This is a genomic window from Acidovorax sp. JMULE5 (genome assembly GCF_013376875.1).
Lineage (GTDB): Bacteria > Pseudomonadota > Gammaproteobacteria > Burkholderiales > Burkholderiaceae_C > Acidovorax > Acidovorax facilis.
In genome coordinates this window covers 5110648-5132096 of the sequence record NZ_CP035951.1, presented here as the reverse complement: position 1 = coordinate 5132096, position 21449 = coordinate 5110648, and the positions used below count along the sequence as shown (strand labels likewise).

Sequence of the window (21449 nt, the reverse complement as noted above, 5' to 3'; positions counted from 1 at the left end):
CTGGCACGATTCCCCCCTTCCACGCCCCACCCGAACCGCCCCATGCTCCACGACGCCTCGCACTACGCCCCCATCGGCGACAAGGTGATTCTGATCACAGGCTTTGACCCTTTTGGCGACGACAGCCTGAACCCCAGCTGGCTGGTGGCCCAGGCGCTGGACGGGCAGCGCATCGCGGGCCACCGCGTGATGGCGGCGCAACTGCCCACCGTCTTTGGCGAATCGATGCAACAGCTGCGGGCGCTGGCCACGGCCCACCGGCCCGCGCTGACCGTCTGCCTGGGCCAGGCAGGAGGGCGCAGCGCGCTGTCGCTGGAGCGGGTGGGCATCAATATCAACGACGCCCGCATTCCCGACAACGTGGGCGCCCAGCCCATCGACACGCCGGTGGTGCCCGGCGGGCCTGCCGCCTACTTTGCGAGCCTGCCACTCAAGGCCATGCTGCGCTCCGTACAGCAGGCTGGCGTGCCCTGCGAGGTTTCACAAACAGCGGGCACCTTTGTCTGCAACCATGTGCTGTACGGACTGATGCACATGCTGCAGGCACAAGGCGTTGGCCCTGCGGGCGCCCGGGGCGGATTTGTGCACGTGCCCTGGCTGCCCGGGCAAGGCACACCCTCCCTGGCACTGCGAGACATGGTGCGCGGCATCCACGCAGCCCTGTGGGCCGCTGTGCTTCACCAGAGCGACATAGCGCTCGGGGCGGGGGCCACGCACTGAAATCATGGCCTCGGACTGGGGGCTTGCCCGCTCCCTGGCTCCGCCCTCGCTGTGTAAAGTCGGCGAATGTCCTTCACCCCCCTCTCCCCGGCCCCCGGTACGCTGGACGCAGCAGCCACAGCGGCGTGTCTGCCATGGGACGCGCTGGCCACCGAGATCGCGGCCCTCTTGCAGGACAGCACCGTCTCGGTGCCTGCCCGCACGGTGCTGCCACTGCCCCAGGACGGCAGCCTGTTTGTCATGCCTGCCACCGACAGCCGCGTCGCGATGGCCAAGCTCATCACGCTGACCCCTGCCAACACGGGCACCGGCCGCCCCGCGATCCAGGGCGACGTCGTGGTGTTTGACGTGACCACGGGCGAACGCCGCCTGGTGCTAGACGGCCCCACCATCACTGCACGGCGCACAGCGGCGGTGTCGCTGCTGGCTGCACAGCATCTGGCGCCGCAGGCCCAGGGGCCGCTGCTCATCGTCGGTGCGGGCGTGCAGGGCCTGGCCCACCTGGAAGCCTTTGTGCAGGGCCTGGGGGTGCGTGATGTGTGGGTGGCCTCGCGCAGTGCCGCCAGCGCCGAGGCCCTGGTCCTGCGCGCCCAGGCGCTGGGCGCCCAGGCACGCACGGTGGCCGATGCAGACGCTGCAGTGCCCCATTGCCCGCTGATTGCCGTGTGCACCCCGGCGCACAGCGTGGTGCTGAGCGCGCCACCACGGCCCGACGCCTTTGTGGCAGCGGTGGGAGCCTTCACCCCGGCCATGGCAGAACTGGCCCCCGCCTTCTGCCGCCATGTGGCCGCACACGGGCATATCGTGGTGGACAGTGAAGACGCACGCCACGAGGCGGGCGATCTGCTGCAGGCGGGCCTCGACGTGGGCATGCTGCCCACACTGCGGGAAGCTCTGCAACGCCAGCGCGCTCCGTCCGCAGGGCCGGTGCTGTTCAAGAGCTGCGGCTGGGCGGGCTGGGACCTGGCTGCGGCCCGCCTGGCGATGCGCCTGGGCACAGAGGGTGCCCCACCCACGCAGGCCACGCCATGAGCCTGCTCCGGTTCTCGGACCACAGCCTGCGCTCGCAGATCGCGCTGGTGTTCGGTACGTTGGTGGTGGGCCTGGCGGTGCTGCTGTCACTGGGATTTGGCGAACTGCTCAAGCTGCGCATCGAGCGCGATGCCGGGACTGCCCTGCAGGTCATTGCCGAAAATGCAGGCAAGCTGCTGGCCAACGGCCTGCAGGAGCGCAGCCGCGAGGCCGAGGTCCTGGCCGCCGCCGAGGCCGTCTGGACCAAAGGGCTCGACAGCGCCGAAGCCCACCACATGCTGGCACGCAGTCAGGCCACCCACCCCCACAGCGCCTGGATCGGTGTGGCCGATGCCCAGGGCGTGGTGCGCGCCGCCACGGGCGGGCTGCTGGTGGGCCAGAGCGTGGCAGAGCGCCCGTGGTTCAAGGAAGGCCTGCAAACACTGCACGTGGGAGATGTCCACCCGGCCAAGCTGCTGGAGCAGCTGCTGGCCCCGCCGCCTTCGGGCGAGCCCTACCGGTTTGTGGATTTTGCGGCGCCCATTCGCCTGGGCCCGACCACCATCGGCGTGGTGGGTATCCACGGCAGCTGGGAATGGACCCATGAGGTCATGGAAAGCCTGACCCCGGCACGTACGGACGACAAGGCGGTAGAACTGTTCGTCTTCGACCGCAAAGGCGAGCTTATCTACGCCCCTGGGGGCCAGACCCGGGCCCTGCAAGTAGCCGGGCAGCGCCTGCCCGTCGAGGCCAACAACCCGGTGGCGTCTGACCGCGCCGCAGGCCGGGCCGTCGTGGCGAGGTGGCTGGACGGCCGCAGCTACCTCACGGCCACCGCACCGATGCAGGCACGCAACAGCACCAGCGACCTAGGCTGGCGCATTGTCGCCCGCGAACCCGTAGAACTGGCCTTCGCCGAGGCCCACCGCACCGTGCAACTGGCACTGGCCATCGGGCTCGGCGCCGCGCTTTTGGCCTCGGTGCTGGCGTGGCTGGCGGCACGCCGCCTGAGCGATGACCTGTACGCGCTGGCCGATGCCGCCAGCGCCGTGGAGGCCGACAAGCCCGGCACCCGCATTCCCCAGGCCCACAGCAGCCGGGAAGTGAGCAAGCTTTCAGGCGCACTGGGCCGCATGACGCACCGGCTTCTGACAGCCCACGAAGCCATGGAGGAAAAAGTACGCCTGCGCACGCTGGAGCTGGAGGCTGCCAACCGCGCCCTGGACCTGCAGGCCCGCACCGATGCTCTGACGGGCCTGCTCAACCGCCGGGGTTTTGAAACGCAGATGGCGTTTGCCGTGGCGCTGGCGCGGCGCAGCGGCCGGCCGTTGAGCCTGATCACAGTCGATGTGGACCATTTCAAGCGCGTGAACGACACCTATGGACACGAAACCGGCGACGAAGTCCTGCGCCGGCTGGCCCGCACGCTGGAAATGCGCCTGCGCAACTCGGATGTGATCGCAAGGCTGGGGGGTGAAGAGTTTGTGGTGCTGCTGCCCGACACCGACCTCCTGGGGGCCCAAGCCATCGCCCAGGCCCTGGTCGAAGCCATGGCCGAACAACACGACCCGGTCGTGGGCCGCATCACCGTGAGCGCGGGTGTGGCCAGCATGCGCGGCCTGCAGGACAACGGCCTCGATATCCTGCGCCGGGGCGATGCGGCGCTTTATGAAGCCAAGGGCCAGGGGCGCAACAGGGTCTGCGTGGAAGCGTGACCACAGTCCCTGAACAGCGGTCAGCGCACAGCAAGGCCAGCGGCGTGCAAGAGACCCGCCAGTAACCTGTTCTAAACCTCGCTGATCTCGGCCACCACGGCGCAGCCCTGGGGCGCGGCAGCATCAAAATAGGCTTGCAGCCGCAAGGCCAGCGCATGCAGGCTGTGGTCCTGAACGGCCCGCGCAACGGCCAGCTGTTCGAGCGCGTAGGGCCGGTGCCCCAGCATCATGGCGGTATTCACACAGTGGCCCGTGGCGGCCATCTTCAGAACGAAAGCGTTGAGAAGCTCGCAGGGCCAATAGTGGGCGTGGGACACGGCTGCCGGGCGCAATGCGCCGTGGTCCGAGGCCAAGTCGCCTGTGGCACCTGCAGGGTCATGTAGAGAAAGCGCAGCACCCCGGGCCTTGGCGGGTGTGGTCATCGCAGCAAAGGTCAGCATGGTGGACTCCGTGACCACCGGAGGGCCCGGCGGCATGACACCATGCTAAGAACCTTACCTGCGCTTGCATTTCAGCCAATGGGCACTGGCGCTGTAGGACGCAGCCCCTGCGAACACGTTCCAGCGCATGCCGAAGACCCGGCGGGCGGGAGGTCAGGCCTTGGGCAGTGTCACGCCGACCTGCCCCTGGTACTTGCCGCCCCGGTCACGGTAGCTGACCTCACACACATCGTCCTTGTCGCTCTCGAAGAACAGCACCTGCGCGCAGCCCTCGCCCGCGTAGATGCGTGCGGGCAGCGGCGTGGTGTTGGAGAACTCCAGCGTCACATAGCCTTCCCACTCAGGCTCGAACGGCGTCACGTTGACGATGATGCCGCAGCGTGCATAGGTGCTTTTGCCCAGGCAGATGGTGAGCACGTTGCGCGGGATGCGGAAGTACTCCATCGTGCGCGCCAGCGCAAAGCTGTTGGGCGGGATGATGCAGCTGTCACCCTCGAAATCCACAAAGCTCTTCTCGTCGAAATTCTTCGGGTCCACCACCGTGCTGTGGATGTTGGTGAACACCTTGAATTCGGGTGCGCAGCGGATGTCGTAGCCGTAGCTGCTGGTGCCGTAGCTGATGATCTTGCGGCCCTCCACCTCGCGCACCTGGCCCGGCTCGAAGGGTTCGATCATTCCGTGCTCGGCCGCCATGCGGCGGATCCACTTGTCGCTCTTGATGCTCATGGCTGAATTTCCTGCGCTGTGGCCCTGGCCGTCGGCAAACAGCCGGGCGCTATTAAATATGTAGCTATTAGCGCTTGATGATCATGCGCTGGGGCCGTATTTTGCTTGAGAAATCACCGTTTGCTCCACCACACGGTCATCGCCGAGCACGATCAGCGCAAACAAAAGCTCGTCCAGGCTGCGCGCCTGGCAGGTCTTGCGCTCCAGCAGAGGCGTAGCCCGAGGGTTGAGCACCACAAAGTCGGCCTCGCAGCCCGGCTGCAAATTGCCCACCACACCCGCCAGGCCCAGCGCCCGGGCCGCGCCCGCCGTGTGTTGCCACCACAGCTGTTGGGGTGACAGGCTCAGGCCCTGCTTGGTCTGGCCCTCACGCCCCACGTAGTACGCCGCCAGCATGGTGTGGAACGGGCTGAAGCTGGTGCCCCCGCCCACATCGCTGGCCAGGCCGTAGCCAAAGCCCACCCGGTCGGCACCGGCATAGTCGAAGAACCCGCTGCCAAGAAAGAGATTGCTGGTGGGGCTGACCGCAGCCACCGCACCGGTGTCGCGCATCAGCGCACGGTCGTCGTCGTCGAAGTGGATGCAGTGCGCGTACACCGCACGTTCGCGCATCAGGCCAAAGTCGTCGTAGACGCCCAGGTAGCTGCGCGCGGCGGGGAACAGCTCGCGCGCCCAGCGGATCTCGTCGCGGTTCTCGGCCACGTGGGACTGAATCCACACATCGGGGTAGCGCGCAGCCAGCTCGCCCGCGCCGCGCAGTTGTTCATGGGTACTGGTGGGCGCAAAACGCGGGGTGATGGCATAGCCCAGGCGGTCCACGCCGTGCCAGCGCTGGATCAGCGCCTCGGTGTCGATGAGGCTTTGTTCGGTATCGTCGCGCACTCCATCGGGCGAGTGGCGGTCCTGCAGCACCTTGCCGGTGATCAGGCGCATGTGCTGGCGTTGCCCTTCGGTGAACAAGGCATCCACCGAGGCGGGGTGCGAGGTGGCAAACGCCAGCGCCGTGGTCACGCCATGGCGCAGCAGTTCGGCCACAAAGAACTCTGCCACCTGCGCGCTGTAGTCGGATGCGACAAAGCGCGATTCATGGGGAAACGTGTAGTTCTCCAGCCAGGGCAGCAGACCGTCCGCGGGCGAGCCAATCACGTCGGTCTGCGGAAAGTGGATGTGCATGTCCACAAACCCCGGGGCCAGGATGCGACCCGGCAGGTGCGTGACAGGCTCGTGGGCATACTGGTGCGACAGCGCCTGCCAGGCGCCGACTGCCAGCACCCGCTGGCGGCCCTGGGCATCCGGGCCAATGGCCAGCAGGCCATCTTCGTCATAGAGGGCGCGGCCATCGTCGGCAAATCGCAAAAGGGCGGATCGGTATACAGGCATGGGGCGCTAGCTTAGCGGCACCGCCTGGCGCCAGCATACGGCGCGCCCCATAGTGGCTATGGAAGGCAGTTGGCTGGGTACAGGAGCGCTCAACGCGCCACCTTGCCCGCCACCCCTTCCACCAGCCAGTTCATCTGCAGGATCTGCGCATCCGACAGCGCCTGGCCTGCGGGGATCCGCTCCTGCCCCTCGTTGTCGCGCACCGGCGCCTTACCCGCACGGAAGGGCCGGAGCTTGCCCGCCCCAATGGCCTTCTGTGCGGCCAGCACCTCCTGCTGAACGGCCGCAGGCACCCGGGTGCCAAAGTCGCCGACGCGAATCATGCCCTCGCGCACGCCACCCCACAGGTTGGCACTCTTCCAGGTGCCGTTTTGCACGGCGCGCACGCGCTCGGTGTAGTAACTGCCCCACTGGTGCGTCACGGCCACGATCTGCGCGTCTGGCCCGGTGCGGCGCATGTCCGAGTGGTAGGCGACGGCCATCTTGCCGCGCTCTTGCGCGGCGGCCATCACGGCGGTGGAGCCCGTGTGGAACGCAATCACGTCCACGTCCTGGTTGAACAGCGCCATGGCCGCATCACGCTCCTTGGGTGGGTCGAACCACACATTGAGCCACACCACCTTCACCGCGGCCTGCGGGTTGACCGAGCGCATGCCCAATGTGAAGGCATTGATGCCCTGCAGCACCTCCGGGATGGGGAAGCCCGCCACAAAACCGGCCACGCCGGTCTTGCTCATGCGGCCCGCTGCAATACCGGCGAGGTAGCGGCCTTCGTAGTAGCGCGCGTTGGCAGCGGCCACATTGGGCGTGGTCTTGTAGCCGGTGATGGACTCGAACTTCACGTGTGGATAGTCCTGCGCCACCTTGAGCGTGGGCTCCATGTAGCCAAAGCTGGGGGTGAAGATGATCTGGTGGCCCGTGGCCGCCAGATCACGGATCACGCGCTCGGCATCGGCGCCTTCGGCCACGTTCTCGACAAAGATGGTCTTGACCTGGTTGCCCAGCGCGGCCTCGACGGCCTTGCGGCCTTCGTCATGCTGGCGCGTCCAGCCTGCCTCGGTGATGGGCGAGACATAGACAAAACCGGCTCTGACAGGCTCGGCCGTACTGCCCTTGGCGGGCATGGTCTGGGAAAAAGCGGGGGAGAAAAAACAGGCGGCCACGAGCGTGGCTGCGAGGTTTTTGTACATGGTGTTCCTCTACATGGCCCTGATGGAATGGAACGGAAGCACCGCAGGACGACGGTGCTGCCGAGGGGAATCAAACTGCGCTGAAACTACGTTGGAACTGTATGGATTGAAGCCGGAGGGTAGGCTCTGCTGCAGTGCGCAAAGCCCTCCATAGGAACTCAGTTCAGCCGCAGCGCCTGCGGGCCTGCGCCCAGGCGGAAGGCACCCACCACCTCGGCCAGGCGCGACGCCTGGTCCTTCAGGCTCTCGGCGGCGGCGGTGGACTCTTCCACCAGGGCGGCATTCTGCTGGGTCATCTGGTCCAGCTGGGTCACCGCCACATTCACCTGGCCAATGCCCTGGCTCTGTTCCGAAGCGGCTGAGCTGATCTCGCCAATGATGTCGGTCACGCGGCGCACGGAGCTCACGATCTCGCCCATGGTGGTGCCGGCGTTCTGCACCAGGGCAGCACCCGACTCGACCTTCTCCACCGACACGCCGATCAGTGTCTTGATCTCCTTGGCCGCCTGGGCCGAGCGCTGGGCCAGTGAGCGCACTTCGCTGGCCACCACGGCAAAGCCACGGCCCTGCTCGCCCGCACGGGCGGCTTCCACGGCGGCGTTGAGGGCCAGGATATTGGTCTGGAACGCAATGCCGTCGATGGTGCCGATGATGTCGGCGATCTTCTTGCTGCTGGTGTTGATTTCGTCCATGGTGGTCACCACCTGCGCCACCACTTCACCGCCGCGCTGGGCCACTTGTGCGGCCGACACCGCCAGCTGGTTGGCCTGCACGGCCGAATCGGCGCTCTGGCGCACGGTGCTGGTCAGCTCTTCCATCGAGCTGGCAGTCTCCTGCAGGCTGCTGGCCGTTTGCTCGGTGCGTGCGCTCAGGTCCTGGTTGCCAATCGCGATCTGGGTGCTGGCGGTGGAGATGCTGTCCACCACACCCCGCACTTGCTGCAGCGAGCGGTGCAGAGCGCTGCGCATGGCATCCAGGGCGCGCAGCAGGTGGCCGGTTTCGTCATTGGCGTAGCTCGCCTGGGGGGCGCCCGTCAGGTCCATGTTGGCAATGGTCTCTGCAATGGCCTCGGCCTTGCGCAGCGGGCGCGTGATGCTGGTGGTCAGCAGCCAGGCCAGCAAGGCGCCCAGCAGCAGCGACACTCCGGTGCAGATCTGCAGCAGCAGCGTGGTCTGGGCACGCAGCTCCTCGCTGCGCTTGCCAGCGGCATCCAGCTCGGCACGCTGGCCATCCACCATCTGCTGCACACCCGCCAGGTAGCTGCGGGAGGTGGGCTCAAACCGCTCGGTGAAGACCTTGTTGGCGTTCTCGGCATCGCCCGCCTGTTTGAACTTGCTCACTTCCTCGCGGGCCGCCAGGTAGTCCTTGCGCAGGTCACCCACCTTGGCAAAATGCTGCTTCTTCTCCGGCGTGTCCATCTTGGACTCGATGAATTTCTGCAGCTCGTTGGTATCGCGGATCGACGCGGCCGTGGCGGGCGCAAAGTAGGGGATCAGGCTGGCGTCGCTGCTCTTGGCAATGGCCGCCGCGCGCTGCACACCCGATGTGGTATGGCGCAGCCAGTCCGAGCCAGCGCGCTCGGTCTTGATGTTGTCGTCGACCATGGCATCGATCTCTCTGCCCAGCTGACTAAGCTTGACCACGGCCACCACGCTGCTGGCAAAAAACAGCGCTAGGATGAGGCCGAGCACCAGCGTGAGGCGCTTGCCAATGGAGATTTGACTGAGAAACATGGAAGGCTCCAAAAAAGGGGGCAACACGGCACCCGTGCACTCCGCAAGGGAGCGCTGGGTAAGGGCCATGGTGGTGGATCACCCCGTGGGCCTGGGCCGGACGCAATTCGAACGAATACTTACTATTTTAAGGGTTTACCCACGCCGCCGCCCTGCCGCGCGGGCGACAGCGCACCCACCCATCGATTCGCACTGGCTCTCCGCGCTATGCCCGCCGCACAAAGCTCAGTAGTCGTGCTCCACGCACCGCTCAAAGGTTTCCTTGAGCTTGTGCTCCCAGACACGCTTGTCGGCATTGCTGGCAAAACTCGCCTCAAAGCTGTTGAACGCCAGTTGGTAGGCGTGTTTCGCCGTGAGGCCCGTGGCGGCAAACACCTGGGTGAAGTTCTCATTCATGTAGCCGCCAAAGTAAGCGGGATCATCCGAGTTGACCGTGGCGGCCAGCCCGGCGTCGAGCAGCTTGCCCAGGTTGTGGTCCGCCAGGTTGGGAAACACGCACAGCTTCTGGTTGGACAGGGGGCACACCGTGAGCGCAATACGGTCCTGCGCCAGGCGCTGCATCAGGGCAGCGTCGTGCACCGCCTGCACCCCGTGGTCGATGCGCTCGACCTTGAGCACATCGAGCGCGCTCCAGATGTAGGCAGGAGGGCCCTCCTCGCCTGCATGGGCCACCAGGTGCAGGCCCAGTTCGCGGCAGCGGGCGAACACGCGGGCAAACTTTTCGGGTGGGTGGCCCAGTTCGCTGGAATCCAGCCCTACGCCAACGATCTTGTCGAGCAGGGACATCGCCTGCTCCAGGGTCTCGAAGGCGGATTCCTCACTGAGGTGACGCAGGAAACACAGGATGAGCGTGGCACTGATACCCAGCTCCCTGCGTGCATCTTCACAGGCCCGGTACAGACCGTTAATGACCGTCTCCATGGCAACGCCACGTGCGGTGTGGGTCTGCGGGTCGAAGAAGATTTCGGCGTGCAGCACGTTGTCGCGCGCTGCTCGCCCCAGGTAGGCGCGCGCCATGTCATAGAAGTCCTGCTCGCGCAGCAGCACGCTGGCACCCGCGTAGTAGATGTCCAGAAAACTTTGCAGGTTGGTGAACGCATAGGCGCTGCGCAGTGCCTCCACACTGGCATAGGGCAAGGTCAATTCGTTGCGCTGCGCCAGTGCAAAGATCAGCTCAGGCTCCAGGGAGCCCTCGATATGGATATGCAGCTCGGCCTTGGGCATGGCGCGCAGCAGCGTGGGCAGGCGCTCGGCGGAAATGGGGGGCACTTTAAACATCAGCAGACTCCAAAGGTGATGCCGCTCTGGCGCAAGAAGCGGCGGTAGGCAGATGATGCCTTGTCGGCGGCGGTATGCAACTCCGCCCGCAGGTCCAGCGGCAGGCACTGTGGCGTCTGCGACTCCAGCACGGGCTGGTCTTGCGTGAAGATGGTGTGCTGAAAGGCCTGCAGCTTCTCATCGGGCGAATCGAAATCTGCCACGGCCAAGCGAAACCACACGCGGCTGCGCACCGGGGTGATCGGGCAGATGAACAGCGCAATGGACTCCCGCCAGCCATCCACGGCCGTGGTGCCCGCCTCGGGCACCTTGGTCAGCACGGCCGCGTAGGGTGCCGTGACTTCGTAGGTGTACTCCACCTGGGCCGGGGCGGTGGAGTGCAGGTTGGACTGGGGTTGCCAGGCCTTGCAGCCGGTGGCCAGCAAGCCAGTGGGTGTGGCCTCAACGCGGTAGTCATCAATGGCAGGGACGTCGCGGCTGCCCAGCCAGCCTTCGTGCACAAAACCAAAGTGCGACATGTCGAGGAAATTCTCGATGATGCGTGGCGCACTGGCGGCCACGTCGTAAGGGCCGCAGTTGAGCTTGCGCAAGCGCAAGTCCCCTTCGGCGGCGAATGGGGGCAGCGCTGCACTGCCCGGCGCAATGCGCACCCACACCAGGCCATGGGCCTCGCAGGCCTCATGGTGCCGGGCGCAGTGCGTGGTGGGCGGCACAAACGCAGGCAGTGCGGGCACATGCGTGCACTGGCCCGAGCCCTCGAACTGCCAGCCGTGGTACGGGCACTCCAGCCGCCCCTGCACCGTCACCCGGCCCAGCGACAAGCGCGCACCCCGGTGCGGACACCGATCGGCCAAGGCCTGCACCCCACCCAGGCCATCACGCCACAGCACCAGCGGCTGGTCCAGCAACTGCACGGCCAGTGGGGTGTTCGCCACATCACCCGCCAGTGCCACGGGGTGCCACAACGTCGATTCGACCATCGTCCCTGCTCCAAAAAAAGCACTCAACAATGAAAAAGGGCCACCCAGGAAGGTAGCCCTTTTGAACTGGCAGCCCCAAGAGGCTGCCTGATGACGGCTCAGAAGTGCTTACTTCTTCTCGCCGCCGGGGATCTTGCCTTCCACGCCCTTGACGTAGAAGTTCACACCGCCCAGAAACTTGTCATCAGCCACCGTGTCTTTGGCCAGCACTTCCTTGCCGTCCTGACCCACGATCGGGCCCTTCCAGATCTGGAACGACCCGTCGGCCAGGCCCTTCTTCACGGCTTCGACCTTGGCTTTGGTGTCGGCAGGCACGTCTTCGGCGATGGAGACGATGTCGATGGCGCCTTCCTTCACGCCCCACCAGCTCTGGCCCGTGGCCCACTGGCCTTCCAGCGCGTCCTTGGTGGCCTTGATGTAGTACGGGCCCCAGTTGATGACGGCCGAAGCCAGGTGGGCCTTGGGACCGTAGGCGGTCATATCGCTGTCCCAACCGAAGGCGCGCTTGCCCTTCTCTTGTGCGGTCTTGAGCACAGCAGGCGAGTCGGTGTTCTGGAACAACACGTCCGCGCCACCGTTGATCAGGCTGGTGGCGGCTTCGGTTTCCTTGGGTGGGCTGAACCATTCGTTCACCCAGACCACCTTGGTCTTGATCTTGGGGTTGACCGACTGCGCACCCAGCGTGAAGCTGTTGATGTTGCGGATCACTTCAGGAATCGGCACCGAGCCCACCACGCCCAGAGTATTGGACTTGGTCATGGCACCGGCAATGATGCCCGCCATGTACGCACCTTCGTAGGTGCGGCTGTCATAGGTGCGCATGTTTTCGGCCGTCTTGTAGCCGGTGGCATGCTCGAACTTCACGCCCTTGTTGTCTTCCGCGACCTTGAGCATGGACTCCATGTAGCCGAAGGTGGTGCCGAAGATCAGCTTGTTGCCCTGGCCGGCCAGGTCACGCAGCACGCGCTCGGCGTCGGCGGACTCGGGCACGCTTTCCACAAAGCTCGTCACGACCTTGTCGCCAAATTCCTTCTCGATGGCCTTGCGGCCGTTGTCGTGAGCGAACGACCAGCCACCATCGCCCACCGGGCCGACGTAGGCAAACGCGATCTTCAGAGGCTCGGGCTTGGGCGCCGGTGCTTCTGCCACGGGAGCCGGTGCGGGCGCGGGGGCCGGTGCCGGTTCTTCCTTCTTGCCACAGCCCACGAGGGCAGCAGCGGCCACGGCGGAGAGCGCTGCCACCTTGAGCATGGAGCGTTTCTGCAGATCAGTCATGTCGGTTTCCTTATTGAAGAAGTAAGACTTGCAAAGGTTGAGGGACGAAAACACTAATTATGGGGCGATCTACCACCGGGTAACCAGCAATTCTTGGGACCAGTGCTTGTTCACGAACCCGGATAAAACGGCTTGCCGAGCGATGCCGGCATGTTGATGCGGATCCACGCCGGATTGCGCGAGATCAGCGCCAACACCACGATGGTCGCCACATAGGGCAGCATGCTCAGCAACTGGCTGGCCACCTGCACGCCCGTGGCCTGCAAATGGAACTGCAGCATGGTCACGCCGCCAAACAGGTAAGCACCAAGCAACACCCGTGCCGGGCGCCACGTGGCAAAGGTGGTCAGCGCCAGCGCGATCCAGCCGCGCCCGGCCACCATGCCCTCCACCCACAGCGGGGTGTAAACGGTAGAGATGTACGCCCCGGCCAGCCCGCACAGCGAGCCACCGGCTACCACAGCGGCCAAGCGAATACGGCGCACGGGGTAGCCCAGTGCATGGGCCGACTCGGGCGACTCGCCCACCGAGCGCAGCACCAGCCCGGCGCGCGTGCGGTACAGGAACCAGATCATCCCCGCCACCAGCAGCATGGTGATATACACCAGCGGGTGCTGCCGGAACAGCGCGGGGCCGAGCAGCGGCACATCGCCCAGCACCGGGATCACGTATTTGGGCAGCTCTGGCAGCTTGGCCTGGACGTAGCTGATGCCCGCAAAGGCCGAAAAACCCACGCCAAACAGGCTGAGCGCCAGCCCCGTGGCGTACTGGTTGGTGTTGAGCCAGATCACCAGCACACCAAAGATGGCCGCCAGCAGCGCGCCAGCGGCCATGCCCGCCGCAAACCCCAGCCAGGTGTTGCCCGTGTGTACCACGGTGGCAAACCCTGCAATGGCGGCGCAGAGCATCATGCCCTCGGCCCCCAGGTTGACGATGCCAGCTTTTTCATTGATCAAGAGGCCCAGGGCCGCGATGGCCAGAACGGTGCCCGCGCTCAGCGTGGCGCCAATCAGGAGTGCATAGGATTCCATTACTTGCCTCCCTTCGCGGCCACCCAGCGGATGCGGTAGGCGATCAAGGTGTCACAGGCCAGCAGCGTAAACAGCAGCAGGCCCTGGAACACGCCCGTAAGCGACTTGGGCAGGCCCATGCGCGACTGCGCCAGCTCGCCGCCGATGTAGAACATGCTCATGAGGATGGCCGACAAAATCATGCCCACCGGGTGCAGCCGCCCCACAAAGGCCACGATGATGGCGGCAAAGCCGTAGCCTGCGGGCACATACGGCGTGAGCTGGCCAATGGGCCCGGCCACCTCCAGCGCGCCCGCCAGGCCCGCCGCACCGCCTGAGATCAGCAGCGCCGTCCACAGTGCCTTGCGCGACGAGAAGCCCGCATAGCGCGCCGCTGCAGGGGCCAGCCCGCCCACCTGCTGGGCAAAACCGGCCCGGGTGCGGAACAGAAACACCCACAACGCCGCGGCCCCCGCCAGCGCCAGCAGCAACCCGATGGACACGCGCGAGCCCTGCATCAGGCGCGGGATCTGCGTGACTTTCTCGAACGTCTTGGTCTGCGGAAAGTTGTAGCCCATGGGGTCTTTCCATGGGCCATAGACCAGGTAGCCCAGCACCAGCGTGGCCACATAGACCAGCATCAGGCTCACCAGGATTTCATTGGCGTTGAACTTGTCGCGAAGCAGGGCCGTGAGCCCTGCCCACACCATGCCACCCAGCACCCCGGCGAGCAGGATGGCGGGCACGATCCACGGCCCGGTGGTCTTGTCGGCCAGCAGCGCCACGCCGCCCGCCACCACGGCACCGATCACGAACTGGCCCTCGGCACCGATGTTCCACACGTTGGAGCGAAAACACACGGCCAGCCCCAGCGCAATCAATAACAGCGGCGTGGCCTTGACCATGAGTTCACCGACGGCATAGGGTGTCTTGATCGGCTCCCAGAAGAAGACCTGCAGCCCGCGCACCGGGTCTTTGCCCAGCGCCACGAACAAGGCCACACCAATCAACACCGTGACGGCCAGCGCCAGCAGCGGCGAGCCATAGGTCCACCAGCCAGAAGCCTGGGGGCGCGGTTCCAGCTTAAGCATGCTGCACCTCCGCTGCCTTGGCCTGTTGTGCGAGGTGCGCTTGGACATCGGCATGCCACAGCCCGCTCATCCATTCGCCAATGCGCTCTACCGTGGCCTCGGCGCGCGGCACGGAAGGCGACAAATGCCCCTTGGCCACCACATGCAGCCGGTCGCAGATTTCAAACAATTCGTCCAGCTCCTCACTCACCACCAGCACGGCGCAGCCCGCATCACGCAGCGCCAGGATGGAGCCGCGAATCTGCGCCGCAGCCCCCACGTCCACACCCCAGGTGGGTTGGGAGACGATGAGCAGCTTCGGTTTGGCGTCAATCTCGCGGCCCACGATGAACTTCTGCAGGTTGCCGCCCGACAGCGACTTGGCCGCTGCGTTGGGGCCACCCGCCTTCACATTGAAGCGCCGGATGATGTCCTCGGCATGCTTTTGCAGCGCACCCACCTTGATCCAGCCACTGCCGCTGACCGCATTGGTGCGGGTGAGCAGCAGGTTGTGCGCCAGCCCCATGGTGGGCACAGCCCCCCGGCCCAAACGCTCTTCGGGCACAAAGTGCAGGCCCAGCGCACGGCGCTGGCCGGGGCCCATGCGGCCTGCGTTCTGGCCCGAGACCTGGATGCTCGCAGGCTCGGCCCGCTGGTCTTCCCCCGACAGCGCATACAGCAGCTCTTTTTGCCCATTGCCGGACACGCCGGCAATGCCCACCACTTCGCCCGCCTTCACCTCAAACTGCAGGTCGATCAAGTCCACGCCGAACTGGTCGGCACGCGGCAGCGACAGGCCCTTGACGCGCAGCACGGTGGCGCCGGTCTGCACCGCGCGGTGCTCCAGCGCGGGCGGTTCGGCGCCGATCATCAGGCGCGACAGGGAGGCATTGGATTCCTCGGCAGGGTTGCACACGCCCGTCACCTTGCCGCCGCGCAGCACGGTGCAGGCAGTGCACAGCGCGCGGATTTCGTGCAGCTTGTGGCTGATGTAGAGGATGCTGCAACCCTCGCTGGCCAGCTTGCGCAGCACCACGAAGAGCTTCTCGACCGCCTGGGGCGTGAGCACCGAAGTGGGCTCGTCCAGGATCAGCACCTTAGGCGCGGTGAGCAGCGCGCGGATGATTTCCACGCGCTGCATCTCGCCCACGCTCAGGGTGTGCACGGGGCGCAGGGGGTCGATGTCGAGGCCGTATTCGGCGGCCTTGGCGGTGATGCGGCTGGTCACTTCGGCCAGCGTCAGGCTCTTGTCCAGGCCCAGCCACACGTTCTCGGCCACCGTCAGGGTGTCGAACAGGCTGAAGTGCTGGAACACCATGGCGATGCCCAGGGCCCGCGCTTCTTGCGGGTTGCGCACCTGCACGGCCTGGCCGTTGAAGAACACGCTGCCTTCGTCGGGCTTGACCGATCCGTAGATGATTTTCATCAGCGTGGACTTGCCCGCGCCGTTTTCGCCCAGCACGGCGTGGATTTCACCCGGCAGCACCGTGAGCGACACGCCGCTGTTGGCCACCACGGCCGGGTAGCGCTTGGTGATGCCCACCAGCTGAAGCCGTGGCGGCGCCGCACCAGGCGCTAAAGGATTGGAGGGAGAACTCATGCGGGGATTGTCTCTCAGTTTTACAACTTGTTATAAGAATGAAAACACCTTCTTGCGCTTGTTCAGCATACCCAGGCAGCTATTCTTTTCGTAGCGATGCAGCCACGGTTTTCACACAGTCGCGCAGCCAGGCCGCGGCGGCCGAGTGGTGCGTGCGGGCGTGCCACAGCTGGTAGTACATGAGCCGAGGAAACGGCACCGGGCACGGCAATATGGCCAGCGGAAGTTGCTCCACATACCGTTCGCAGTACTGGCGGCCGGTGGTCAGCACAAGCAAGCTCGATGCCACGATGCTGGGGATGAGGCTGAAATGCGCGCAGCGCGCCGTGATGTGGCGCTGCATGCCCAGGCTGTCCAGGTGGGCGTCGATCACGCCGCGCGCGCCGGGGTGGGTGGGCGTGGGCGCGATGTGTTCGGCGGCCAGCCAGCTTTCCACGTCCCAGCCGCGGCGCACGGCGGGGTGGTCCTTGCCGACCAGGCAGACCACTTCGTCACCAAACAGGCGGCCCATGTGCAGGTCGTCCGGCGGCTGGGGCCAGTTGCCGATGACCACGTCCACCTCGCCCTGCGCCAGGTGCGCGTGATAGTGCGTGTCGGCCGAGAGGGGCAGGATCTCGATGGGGCACAAAGGGGCTTCGACCTTGATGCGGGCCACGAGCTGGGGCAGAAAAAGGGGGTCGAGGTAATCGCTGGCGGCCACGCGGAAGGTACGGGTGGCCGTGCGCGGGTCAAACCCGCGTGCGTCGGAGAACAGCGCCTCGGCCGAGCGCAGGATCGCGCCCGCAGGCTCCACCATGCGCAGCGCGGCGTCGGTGGGCATCATGCTGGCGCCCGAGCGCACCAAGAGCGGGTCGCCCGCCAGGTCCCGCAGCCGCTTGAGCGCAGCCGACACCGCCGGCTGGTGCATGCCCAGGCGGACGGCGGCCCTCGATACGCTGCGTTCTGTGAGCACGGTGTGCAAGACCCTTATGAGATGGAGGTCTATCTTGTCGAAAAGGGCGTGGTCTCTCATAGCGGTGTGGGCATGGGTGCCATAAGCTTGCGCATATGCCGGTAACGGTACTGCGTTCTACCCTCTGCTGAACCTTTCCATCCAAGATCGAAGTGGCGTTTGTCATGACAACAAGACCCTTGCAATTCCTGCGCCGAGGCCAGCCCGTGGCGCTGGGCAATGTACCACCCGACCGCACCTTGCTGGAGGTGCTGCGCGAAGACCTGGGCTGCACCGGCACCAAGGAAGGCTGCGGCGAAGGCGACTGCGGCGCCTGCACCGTCGTGCTGGGCGAGGCGCGGGACGGCAAGCTGCACTACAGCGCGGTGAACAGCTGCATCCGCCTGGCGCATTCGGTGGATGGCATGGCGCTGTGGACGGTGGAGGACCTGGCGGAAGACCCGCTGATCCAGCCCGTGGGTGATGCCCCCGCTGCGGCGCGGCAAGCCATCACCTTGCACCCTGCGCAGGAGGCGATGGTGCAGTGCCACGGCTCCCAATGTGGCTTCTGCACGCCCGGATTCGTGATGAGCCTGTTCGGCATGTACCAGAACCACGTCTGCCAGGGTGAGCCGATCACCCGCGAACTGGCGCAGGAAGAACTCTCCGGCAACCTGTGCCGCTGCACCGGTTACCGTCCCATCCTGGACGCCGCGCAGCAAATGGCGGCCCTGCCCGCGATGGCGGTGAACGAACCCCTTTTGCTACAAAAATTAGAGCTATTAGCGCTTACCCATCAAGCGCCAGATGCCAATTTTTCCTATATTTCCCCCACCACGCTGACCGATCTGCTGACCGCGCGGGCCGCACACCCTGCGGCGCAGGTGGTGGCGGGCTGCACCGATGTGGGCCTGTGGGTGACCAAGCAGCACAAACAATACGAACGCATCCTGGACGTGACCCGCGTGGCCGAGCTGCGCGCGGTGAATGCGACGCCGCAGCACATCACCATCGGCGCCGCCGTCACCCTGACCGACGCCTTTGCGGCACTGACGGCCCAGTGGCCGCAGCTGCACAGCTTTGCCACGCGCTTTGCGGGCCTGCCCGTGCGCAACTCGGGCACGCTGGGGGGCAATGTGGCCAACGGCTCGCCCATTGGCGACTCGATGCCGCTTTTGATTGCACTGCGCGCCCAGGTGGTGCTGGCCAGCGTGCGCGGCGAACGCGCCATGGCGCTGGAAGACCTGTACACCGGCTACCGGCAGAACGTGATGGCGCCCGACGAGCTGCTGGCGCGCATCGTGGTGCCCAGGCCGGGTGTCACGGAAGTGCTTCGGGCCTACAAGATTTCCAAGCGCTTCGACGACGATATTTCTGCCGTCTGCCTTGTCATCAACCTCGATATCGAAGCCGACGTGGTGCGCCGCGCCAGCATCGGCGCGGGCGGTGTGGCTGCCACACCAGCCCGCGCGCGCCAGACCGAAGCCGCACTGACCGGCCAGCCCTGGAATGCCGACACCATCGCCCGCGCTGCGCAAGCGCTGCAAGGCGAGTTCAACCCCATCTCTGACATGCGCGCCAGCGGCACCTACCGCCGCACGGTGCTGGCCAGCCTGCTGCAGCGCTTCTGGCTGGAGAGTCAAGGCGAAGACGCGGTGAGCGTGGAGAACTTCCGCCTGGAGGAATCCGTATGAACCAGCGCGATATTTCATCCAACGGCCTGTCCGTCAGCCGTGACGCGGTAGATGACCCCATGGTCGCAGGCGCAGACGCCCACGCAGCCGAGCCTTTGGCCGCCCCGCAGCGCAGCGCCCCCGCCAGCCAACGCGCCATGGGCCAGTCGCACATCCACGAAAGCGCGCGAGCCCAGGTCGCGGGCGCGGCCCACTACATCGACGACCTGCCGGAGGTGAAGGGCACGTTGTACGCAGCGCCCATCCTCTCCACGGTGGCGCATGGCACCTTGAACGGCGTGGATGCCAGCGCCGCCCTGGCCCTGCCCGGCGTACGCGGCGTGGTGCTGGCTGCGGACGTGCCCGGCGACAAGCTGCTGGCCGCCTTTGCGCACGACGAGCCCGTGTTTGCGCACGACACGGTGCAGCACATCGGCCAGGTCATCGGCCTGGTGGTGGCCGACTCGGTCATGCAGGCGCGTCGCGCCGTGCGTGCCGTGAAGCTCGACATCACACCCCTGCCCGCCGTGCTGAACGTGCACGACGCGCTCAAGGCCCAGAGCTACGTGCTGCCCCCCGTGTTCGTGCGCCGGGGTGACGCCGCCACGGGTCTTGCGCAATCGGCACACCGCCTGCAAGGCGCGTTCGAGGTGGGCGGGCAAGAGCACTTCTATCTGGAAGGCCAGATCGCCTACGCGCTGCCGCTGGAGCAAAAGCAGTGGTGGATCTACTCCAGCACCCAGCACCCCGGGGAGGTGCAGCACTGGGTGGCACACGCGCTGGGCATCGACAACCACGCGGTCAAGGTGGAATGCCGCCGCATGGGCGGCGGCTTTGGCGGCAAGGAGACCCAGGCCGGTCACCTGGCCGTGTGGGCCGCCGTGGCTGCCAATAAGTTCGGCCGCGCCGTCAAGCTGCGGCTGGACCGCGACGAGGACTTCATGGTCACCGGCAAGCGCCACCCGTTTGCGTACGAGTACGACGTGGGCTTTGACGACACCGGCCGCATCACGGGCCTGAAGCTGCAGATGGCCGCCAACTGCGGTTTCAGCGCCGACCTGTCCGGTCCCGTGGCCGACCGGGCCGTGTTCCATGCCGACAACGCGTACTACCTGAGCGATGTGGAAATCGCCTCGTACCGCTGCAAGACGAATACGCAGAGCCACACGGCGTTTCGCGGCTTCGGCGGGCCGCAGGGCGTGATCGTGATCGAGGCCATCCTGGGCGACATCGCCCGCGCGCTGGGTCGCGATGCGCAGGACGTGCGCATGGTCAACCTGTATGGCCAGGACGCCAGCAGCGGCCGCAACGTGACGCACTACCAGATGACGGTGGAGGACAACATCCTGCACGCGCTGATGCCCCAGCTGGAGCGCGAAGCCGACTACCGCAAGCGCCAAGCGGCGATTGCGGCGTGGAACGCGAAGAGCTCGGTGCTCAAGCGCGGCCTGGCCATCACGCCCGTCAAGTTCGGCATCAGCTTCACCGCCACGCTGTTCAACCAGGCCGGCGCGCTGGTGCATGTGTACACCGACGGCAGCGTGCAGGTGAACCACGGCGGCACCGAAATGGGCCAGGGCCTGCACACCAAGGTGGCGCAGATCGTGGCCGACGAGCTGGGTGTGCCGCTGCACCGCGTGCTGGTCACGGCCAGCGACACCAGCAAGGTGCCCAACGCCAGCGCCACCGCCGCCAGCAGCGGCACCGACCTGAACGGCCGCGCAGCGCAGTTCGCAGCCCGCAATGTGCGGGACAACCTGGCCTCGTTCGTGTGCGGGCTCGATGGCTGCGGTGCGGGTGCCATTCGCTTCGAGGGCGGCCAGGTGATCTCGCCCAAGAAGGTGCGCGCGTTCGACGATGTGGTGAAGGAGGCGTACGCCAACCGCATCCAGCTGTGGAGCGATGGCTTTTACCGCACGCCCAAGATCCACTACGACAAGGCCACGCTCACGGGCCGGCCGTTCTACTACTTCAGCTACGGCGCTGCCTGCTCCGAGGTGGTCATCGACACCCTCACCGGCGAAAGCCGCGTGGCGCGCGTGGACATCCTGCACGACGTGGGCCACAGCATCAACCCGGCCATCGACATCGGGCAGATCGAAGGCGGTTTTGTGCAGGGCATGGGCTGGCTGACCACGGAGCAGCTGGTGTGGAACGACAAAGGGTATCTGGCCACGCACGCGCCGAGCACCTACAAGATCCCGGCGACGGGGGACATCCCCCAACACTTCAAGGTGGAACTGTGGCCCGAGGCCAACCGGGAAGACAACGTGGGCGGCAGCAAGGCGGTGGGCGAGCCGCCGTTCATGCTGGCGATCAGTGTGTACGAGGCGCTGCGCAATGCGGTGGCTGCGGGACGTGAGGGGCGGGACGCTGCGGAGCCCGTGGTGTTGATGGCACCGGCGACTGCGGAGAATGTGTTGCGCGCCTTGGGTAAATTGGGCGCGTGAAGGGCTTGCCTCCCGACCGCTTCACCGCACGATCCGTTCGGGCTGAGCTCGTCGAAGCCGGAGCGCCTCGCTCAACCGTTCGGGCTGAGTTGGTCGAAGCCAGGGCAGGCACGCTCGCTAATCTGGCCGCATGCCTGGTTGAAGGGCGGAGGCCGGGGTGTGCGCCCGGCGGCGCAGTAACTTTCTCTTGCGTCGCCAAGAGAAAGTCACCAAAGAGAAGGCGACCCTACACGCTGCGTCCCTTCGCTTCGCTGCGGGCAACCTGCG

The 21449-nt window shown here is 66.0% G+C and carries 17 protein-coding genes; 5 read left to right on the top strand and 12 right to left on the bottom strand.

Features of this window, described 5'->3' with window-relative positions:
- Positions 1 to 42: 42 nt before the first annotated feature.
- The 3 genes from pcp to EXV95_RS23350 all read left to right on the top strand — a co-directional run bounded on the left by pcp (position 43) and on the right by EXV95_RS23350 (position 3446).
- The gene (gene pcp / locus EXV95_RS23360; protein ID WP_176888694.1) at positions 43 to 720 is read left to right on the top strand and encodes a pyroglutamyl-peptidase I; all 678 of its coding nucleotides are present in this window, start codon (positions 43 to 45) and stop codon (positions 718 to 720) included.
- Between the two features lie 66 nt (positions 721 to 786).
- Positions 787 to 1752, top strand: coding sequence for a delta(1)-pyrroline-2-carboxylate reductase family protein (locus EXV95_RS23355; RefSeq protein WP_176888693.1), 966 nt, complete (start codon positions 787 to 789; stop codon positions 1750 to 1752).
- A complete protein-coding gene (locus EXV95_RS23350) occupies positions 1749 to 3446 on the top strand; it encodes a diguanylate cyclase (protein ID WP_176888692.1) in 1698 nt (565 codons plus the stop codon). The genes EXV95_RS23355 and EXV95_RS23350 overlap by 4 nt, the downstream gene beginning before the upstream one ends.
- 71 nt (positions 3447 to 3517) lie before the next feature.
- On the opposite strand, the gene EXV95_RS23345 is transcribed toward EXV95_RS23350, so the two are convergent.
- The 12 genes from EXV95_RS23345 to EXV95_RS23290 form a co-directional block, all read right to left on the bottom strand.
- On the bottom strand, positions 3518 to 3886 hold the full coding sequence (locus EXV95_RS23345; protein WP_176888691.1) for a hypothetical protein: 369 nt from the start codon (positions 3884 to 3886) through the stop codon (positions 3518 to 3520).
- A gap of 153 nt (positions 3887 to 4039) precedes the next feature.
- Complete coding sequence (gene dcd, locus EXV95_RS23340; RefSeq protein ID WP_055401412.1) at positions 4040 to 4612, bottom strand: dCTP deaminase; 573 nt, start codon at positions 4610 to 4612, stop codon at positions 4040 to 4042.
- 81 nt (positions 4613 to 4693) lie between these two features.
- Complete coding sequence (gene guaD / locus EXV95_RS23335; RefSeq protein WP_176888690.1) at positions 4694 to 5992, bottom strand: guanine deaminase; 1299 nt, start codon at positions 5990 to 5992, stop codon at positions 4694 to 4696.
- 89 nt (positions 5993 to 6081) lie between these two features.
- The gene (locus tag EXV95_RS23330) at positions 6082 to 7182 is read right to left on the bottom strand and encodes a BMP family ABC transporter substrate-binding protein (RefSeq protein ID WP_176888689.1); all 1101 of its coding nucleotides are present in this window, start codon (positions 7180 to 7182) and stop codon (positions 6082 to 6084) included.
- 158 nt (positions 7183 to 7340) lie between these two features.
- Positions 7341 to 8915 carry a methyl-accepting chemotaxis protein gene (locus EXV95_RS23325; protein WP_176888688.1) on the bottom strand — a complete coding sequence of 525 codons (1575 nt, stop codon included), beginning with the start codon at positions 8913 to 8915 and terminating at the stop codon, positions 7341 to 7343.
- 225 nt (positions 8916 to 9140) lie between these two features.
- Positions 9141 to 10193 carry an adenosine deaminase gene (locus EXV95_RS23320; RefSeq protein WP_176888687.1) on the bottom strand — a complete coding sequence of 351 codons (1053 nt, stop codon included), beginning with the start codon at positions 10191 to 10193 and terminating at the stop codon, positions 9141 to 9143.
- Positions 10193 to 11173: an aromatic ring-hydroxylating dioxygenase subunit alpha gene (locus EXV95_RS23315; RefSeq protein ID WP_176888686.1), complete on the bottom strand. Its 981-nt coding sequence runs from the start codon at positions 11171 to 11173 to the stop codon at positions 10193 to 10195. The genes EXV95_RS23320 and EXV95_RS23315 overlap by 1 nt, the downstream gene beginning before the upstream one ends.
- A gap of 108 nt (positions 11174 to 11281) precedes the next feature.
- Positions 11282 to 12448 (bottom strand): BMP family ABC transporter substrate-binding protein, encoded by a 1167-nt coding sequence (locus EXV95_RS23310; protein ID WP_055401936.1) that lies wholly within the window; start codon positions 12446 to 12448, stop codon positions 11282 to 11284.
- A 110-nt stretch (positions 12449 to 12558) separates the two neighbouring features.
- Entirely contained in the window at positions 12559 to 13479 is a 921-nt protein-coding gene (locus EXV95_RS23305; protein WP_121422579.1) for an ABC transporter permease, read from the bottom strand.
- Positions 13479 to 14549, bottom strand: a complete 1071-nt coding sequence (locus EXV95_RS23300; protein WP_055401941.1) for an ABC transporter permease — start codon at positions 14547 to 14549, stop codon at positions 13479 to 13481. The genes EXV95_RS23305 and EXV95_RS23300 overlap by 1 nt, the downstream gene beginning before the upstream one ends.
- The gene (locus tag EXV95_RS23295; protein ID WP_176888685.1) at positions 14542 to 16128 is read right to left on the bottom strand and encodes an ABC transporter ATP-binding protein; all 1587 of its coding nucleotides are present in this window, start codon (positions 16126 to 16128) and stop codon (positions 14542 to 14544) included. Before EXV95_RS23295 ends, EXV95_RS23300 begins: the two co-directional genes overlap by 8 nt.
- Positions 16129 to 16207: 79 nt before the next feature.
- The gene (locus tag EXV95_RS23290; protein WP_082437633.1) at positions 16208 to 17140 is read right to left on the bottom strand and encodes a LysR family transcriptional regulator; all 933 of its coding nucleotides are present in this window, start codon (positions 17138 to 17140) and stop codon (positions 16208 to 16210) included.
- Between the two features lie 104 nt (positions 17141 to 17244).
- Between EXV95_RS23290 and xdhA the strand changes: the two genes are divergently transcribed.
- Together xdhA and xdhB are read left to right on the top strand one after the other, a co-directional pair.
- Positions 17245 to 18753, top strand: coding sequence for a xanthine dehydrogenase small subunit (gene xdhA / locus EXV95_RS23285; RefSeq protein ID WP_176888684.1), 1509 nt, complete (start codon positions 17245 to 17247; stop codon positions 18751 to 18753).
- Positions 18750 to 21182, top strand: coding sequence for a xanthine dehydrogenase molybdopterin binding subunit (xdhB, locus tag EXV95_RS23280; protein WP_176888683.1), 2433 nt, complete (start codon positions 18750 to 18752; stop codon positions 21180 to 21182). The genes xdhA and xdhB overlap by 4 nt, the downstream gene beginning before the upstream one ends.
- The last annotated feature ends 267 nt before the right edge of the window (positions 21183 to 21449 follow it).

Bases quoted from the DNA above. Each gene is read 5' to 3' on its own strand.
- pcp (WP_176888694.1), top strand. From the start codon at position 43: ATGCTCCACGACGCCTCGCACTACGCCCCCATCGGCGACAAGGTGATT.
- EXV95_RS23355 (WP_176888693.1), top strand. From the start codon at position 787: ATGTCCTTCACCCCCCTCTCCCCGGCCCCCGGTACGCTGGACGCAGCA.
- EXV95_RS23350 (WP_176888692.1), top strand. From the start codon at position 1,749: ATGAGCCTGCTCCGGTTCTCGGACCACAGCCTGCGCTCGCAGATCGCG.
- EXV95_RS23345 (WP_176888691.1), bottom strand. From the start codon at position 3,886: ATGCTGACCTTTGCTGCGATGACCACACCCGCCAAGGCCCGGGGTGCT.
- dcd (WP_055401412.1), bottom strand. From the start codon at position 4,612: ATGAGCATCAAGAGCGACAAGTGGATCCGCCGCATGGCGGCCGAGCAC.
- guaD (WP_176888690.1), bottom strand. From the start codon at position 5,992: ATGCCTGTATACCGATCCGCCCTTTTGCGATTTGCCGACGATGGCCGC.
- EXV95_RS23330 (WP_176888689.1), bottom strand. From the start codon at position 7,182: ATGTACAAAAACCTCGCAGCCACGCTCGTGGCCGCCTGTTTTTTCTCC.
- EXV95_RS23325 (WP_176888688.1), bottom strand. From the start codon at position 8,915: ATGTTTCTCAGTCAAATCTCCATTGGCAAGCGCCTCACGCTGGTGCTC.
- EXV95_RS23320 (WP_176888687.1), bottom strand. From the start codon at position 10,193: ATGTTTAAAGTGCCCCCCATTTCCGCCGAGCGCCTGCCCACGCTGCTG.
- EXV95_RS23315 (WP_176888686.1), bottom strand. From the start codon at position 11,173: ATGGTCGAATCGACGTTGTGGCACCCCGTGGCACTGGCGGGTGATGTG.
- EXV95_RS23310 (WP_055401936.1), bottom strand. From the start codon at position 12,448: ATGACTGATCTGCAGAAACGCTCCATGCTCAAGGTGGCAGCGCTCTCC.
- EXV95_RS23305 (WP_121422579.1), bottom strand. From the start codon at position 13,479: ATGGAATCCTATGCACTCCTGATTGGCGCCACGCTGAGCGCGGGCACC.
- EXV95_RS23300 (WP_055401941.1), bottom strand. From the start codon at position 14,549: ATGCTTAAGCTGGAACCGCGCCCCCAGGCTTCTGGCTGGTGGACCTAT.
- EXV95_RS23295 (WP_176888685.1), bottom strand. From the start codon at position 16,128: ATGAGTTCTCCCTCCAATCCTTTAGCGCCTGGTGCGGCGCCGCCACGG.
- EXV95_RS23290 (WP_082437633.1), bottom strand. From the start codon at position 17,140: ATGAGAGACCACGCCCTTTTCGACAAGATAGACCTCCATCTCATAAGG.
- xdhA (WP_176888684.1), top strand. From the start codon at position 17,245: ATGACAACAAGACCCTTGCAATTCCTGCGCCGAGGCCAGCCCGTGGCG.
- xdhB (WP_176888683.1), top strand. From the start codon at position 18,750: ATGAACCAGCGCGATATTTCATCCAACGGCCTGTCCGTCAGCCGTGAC.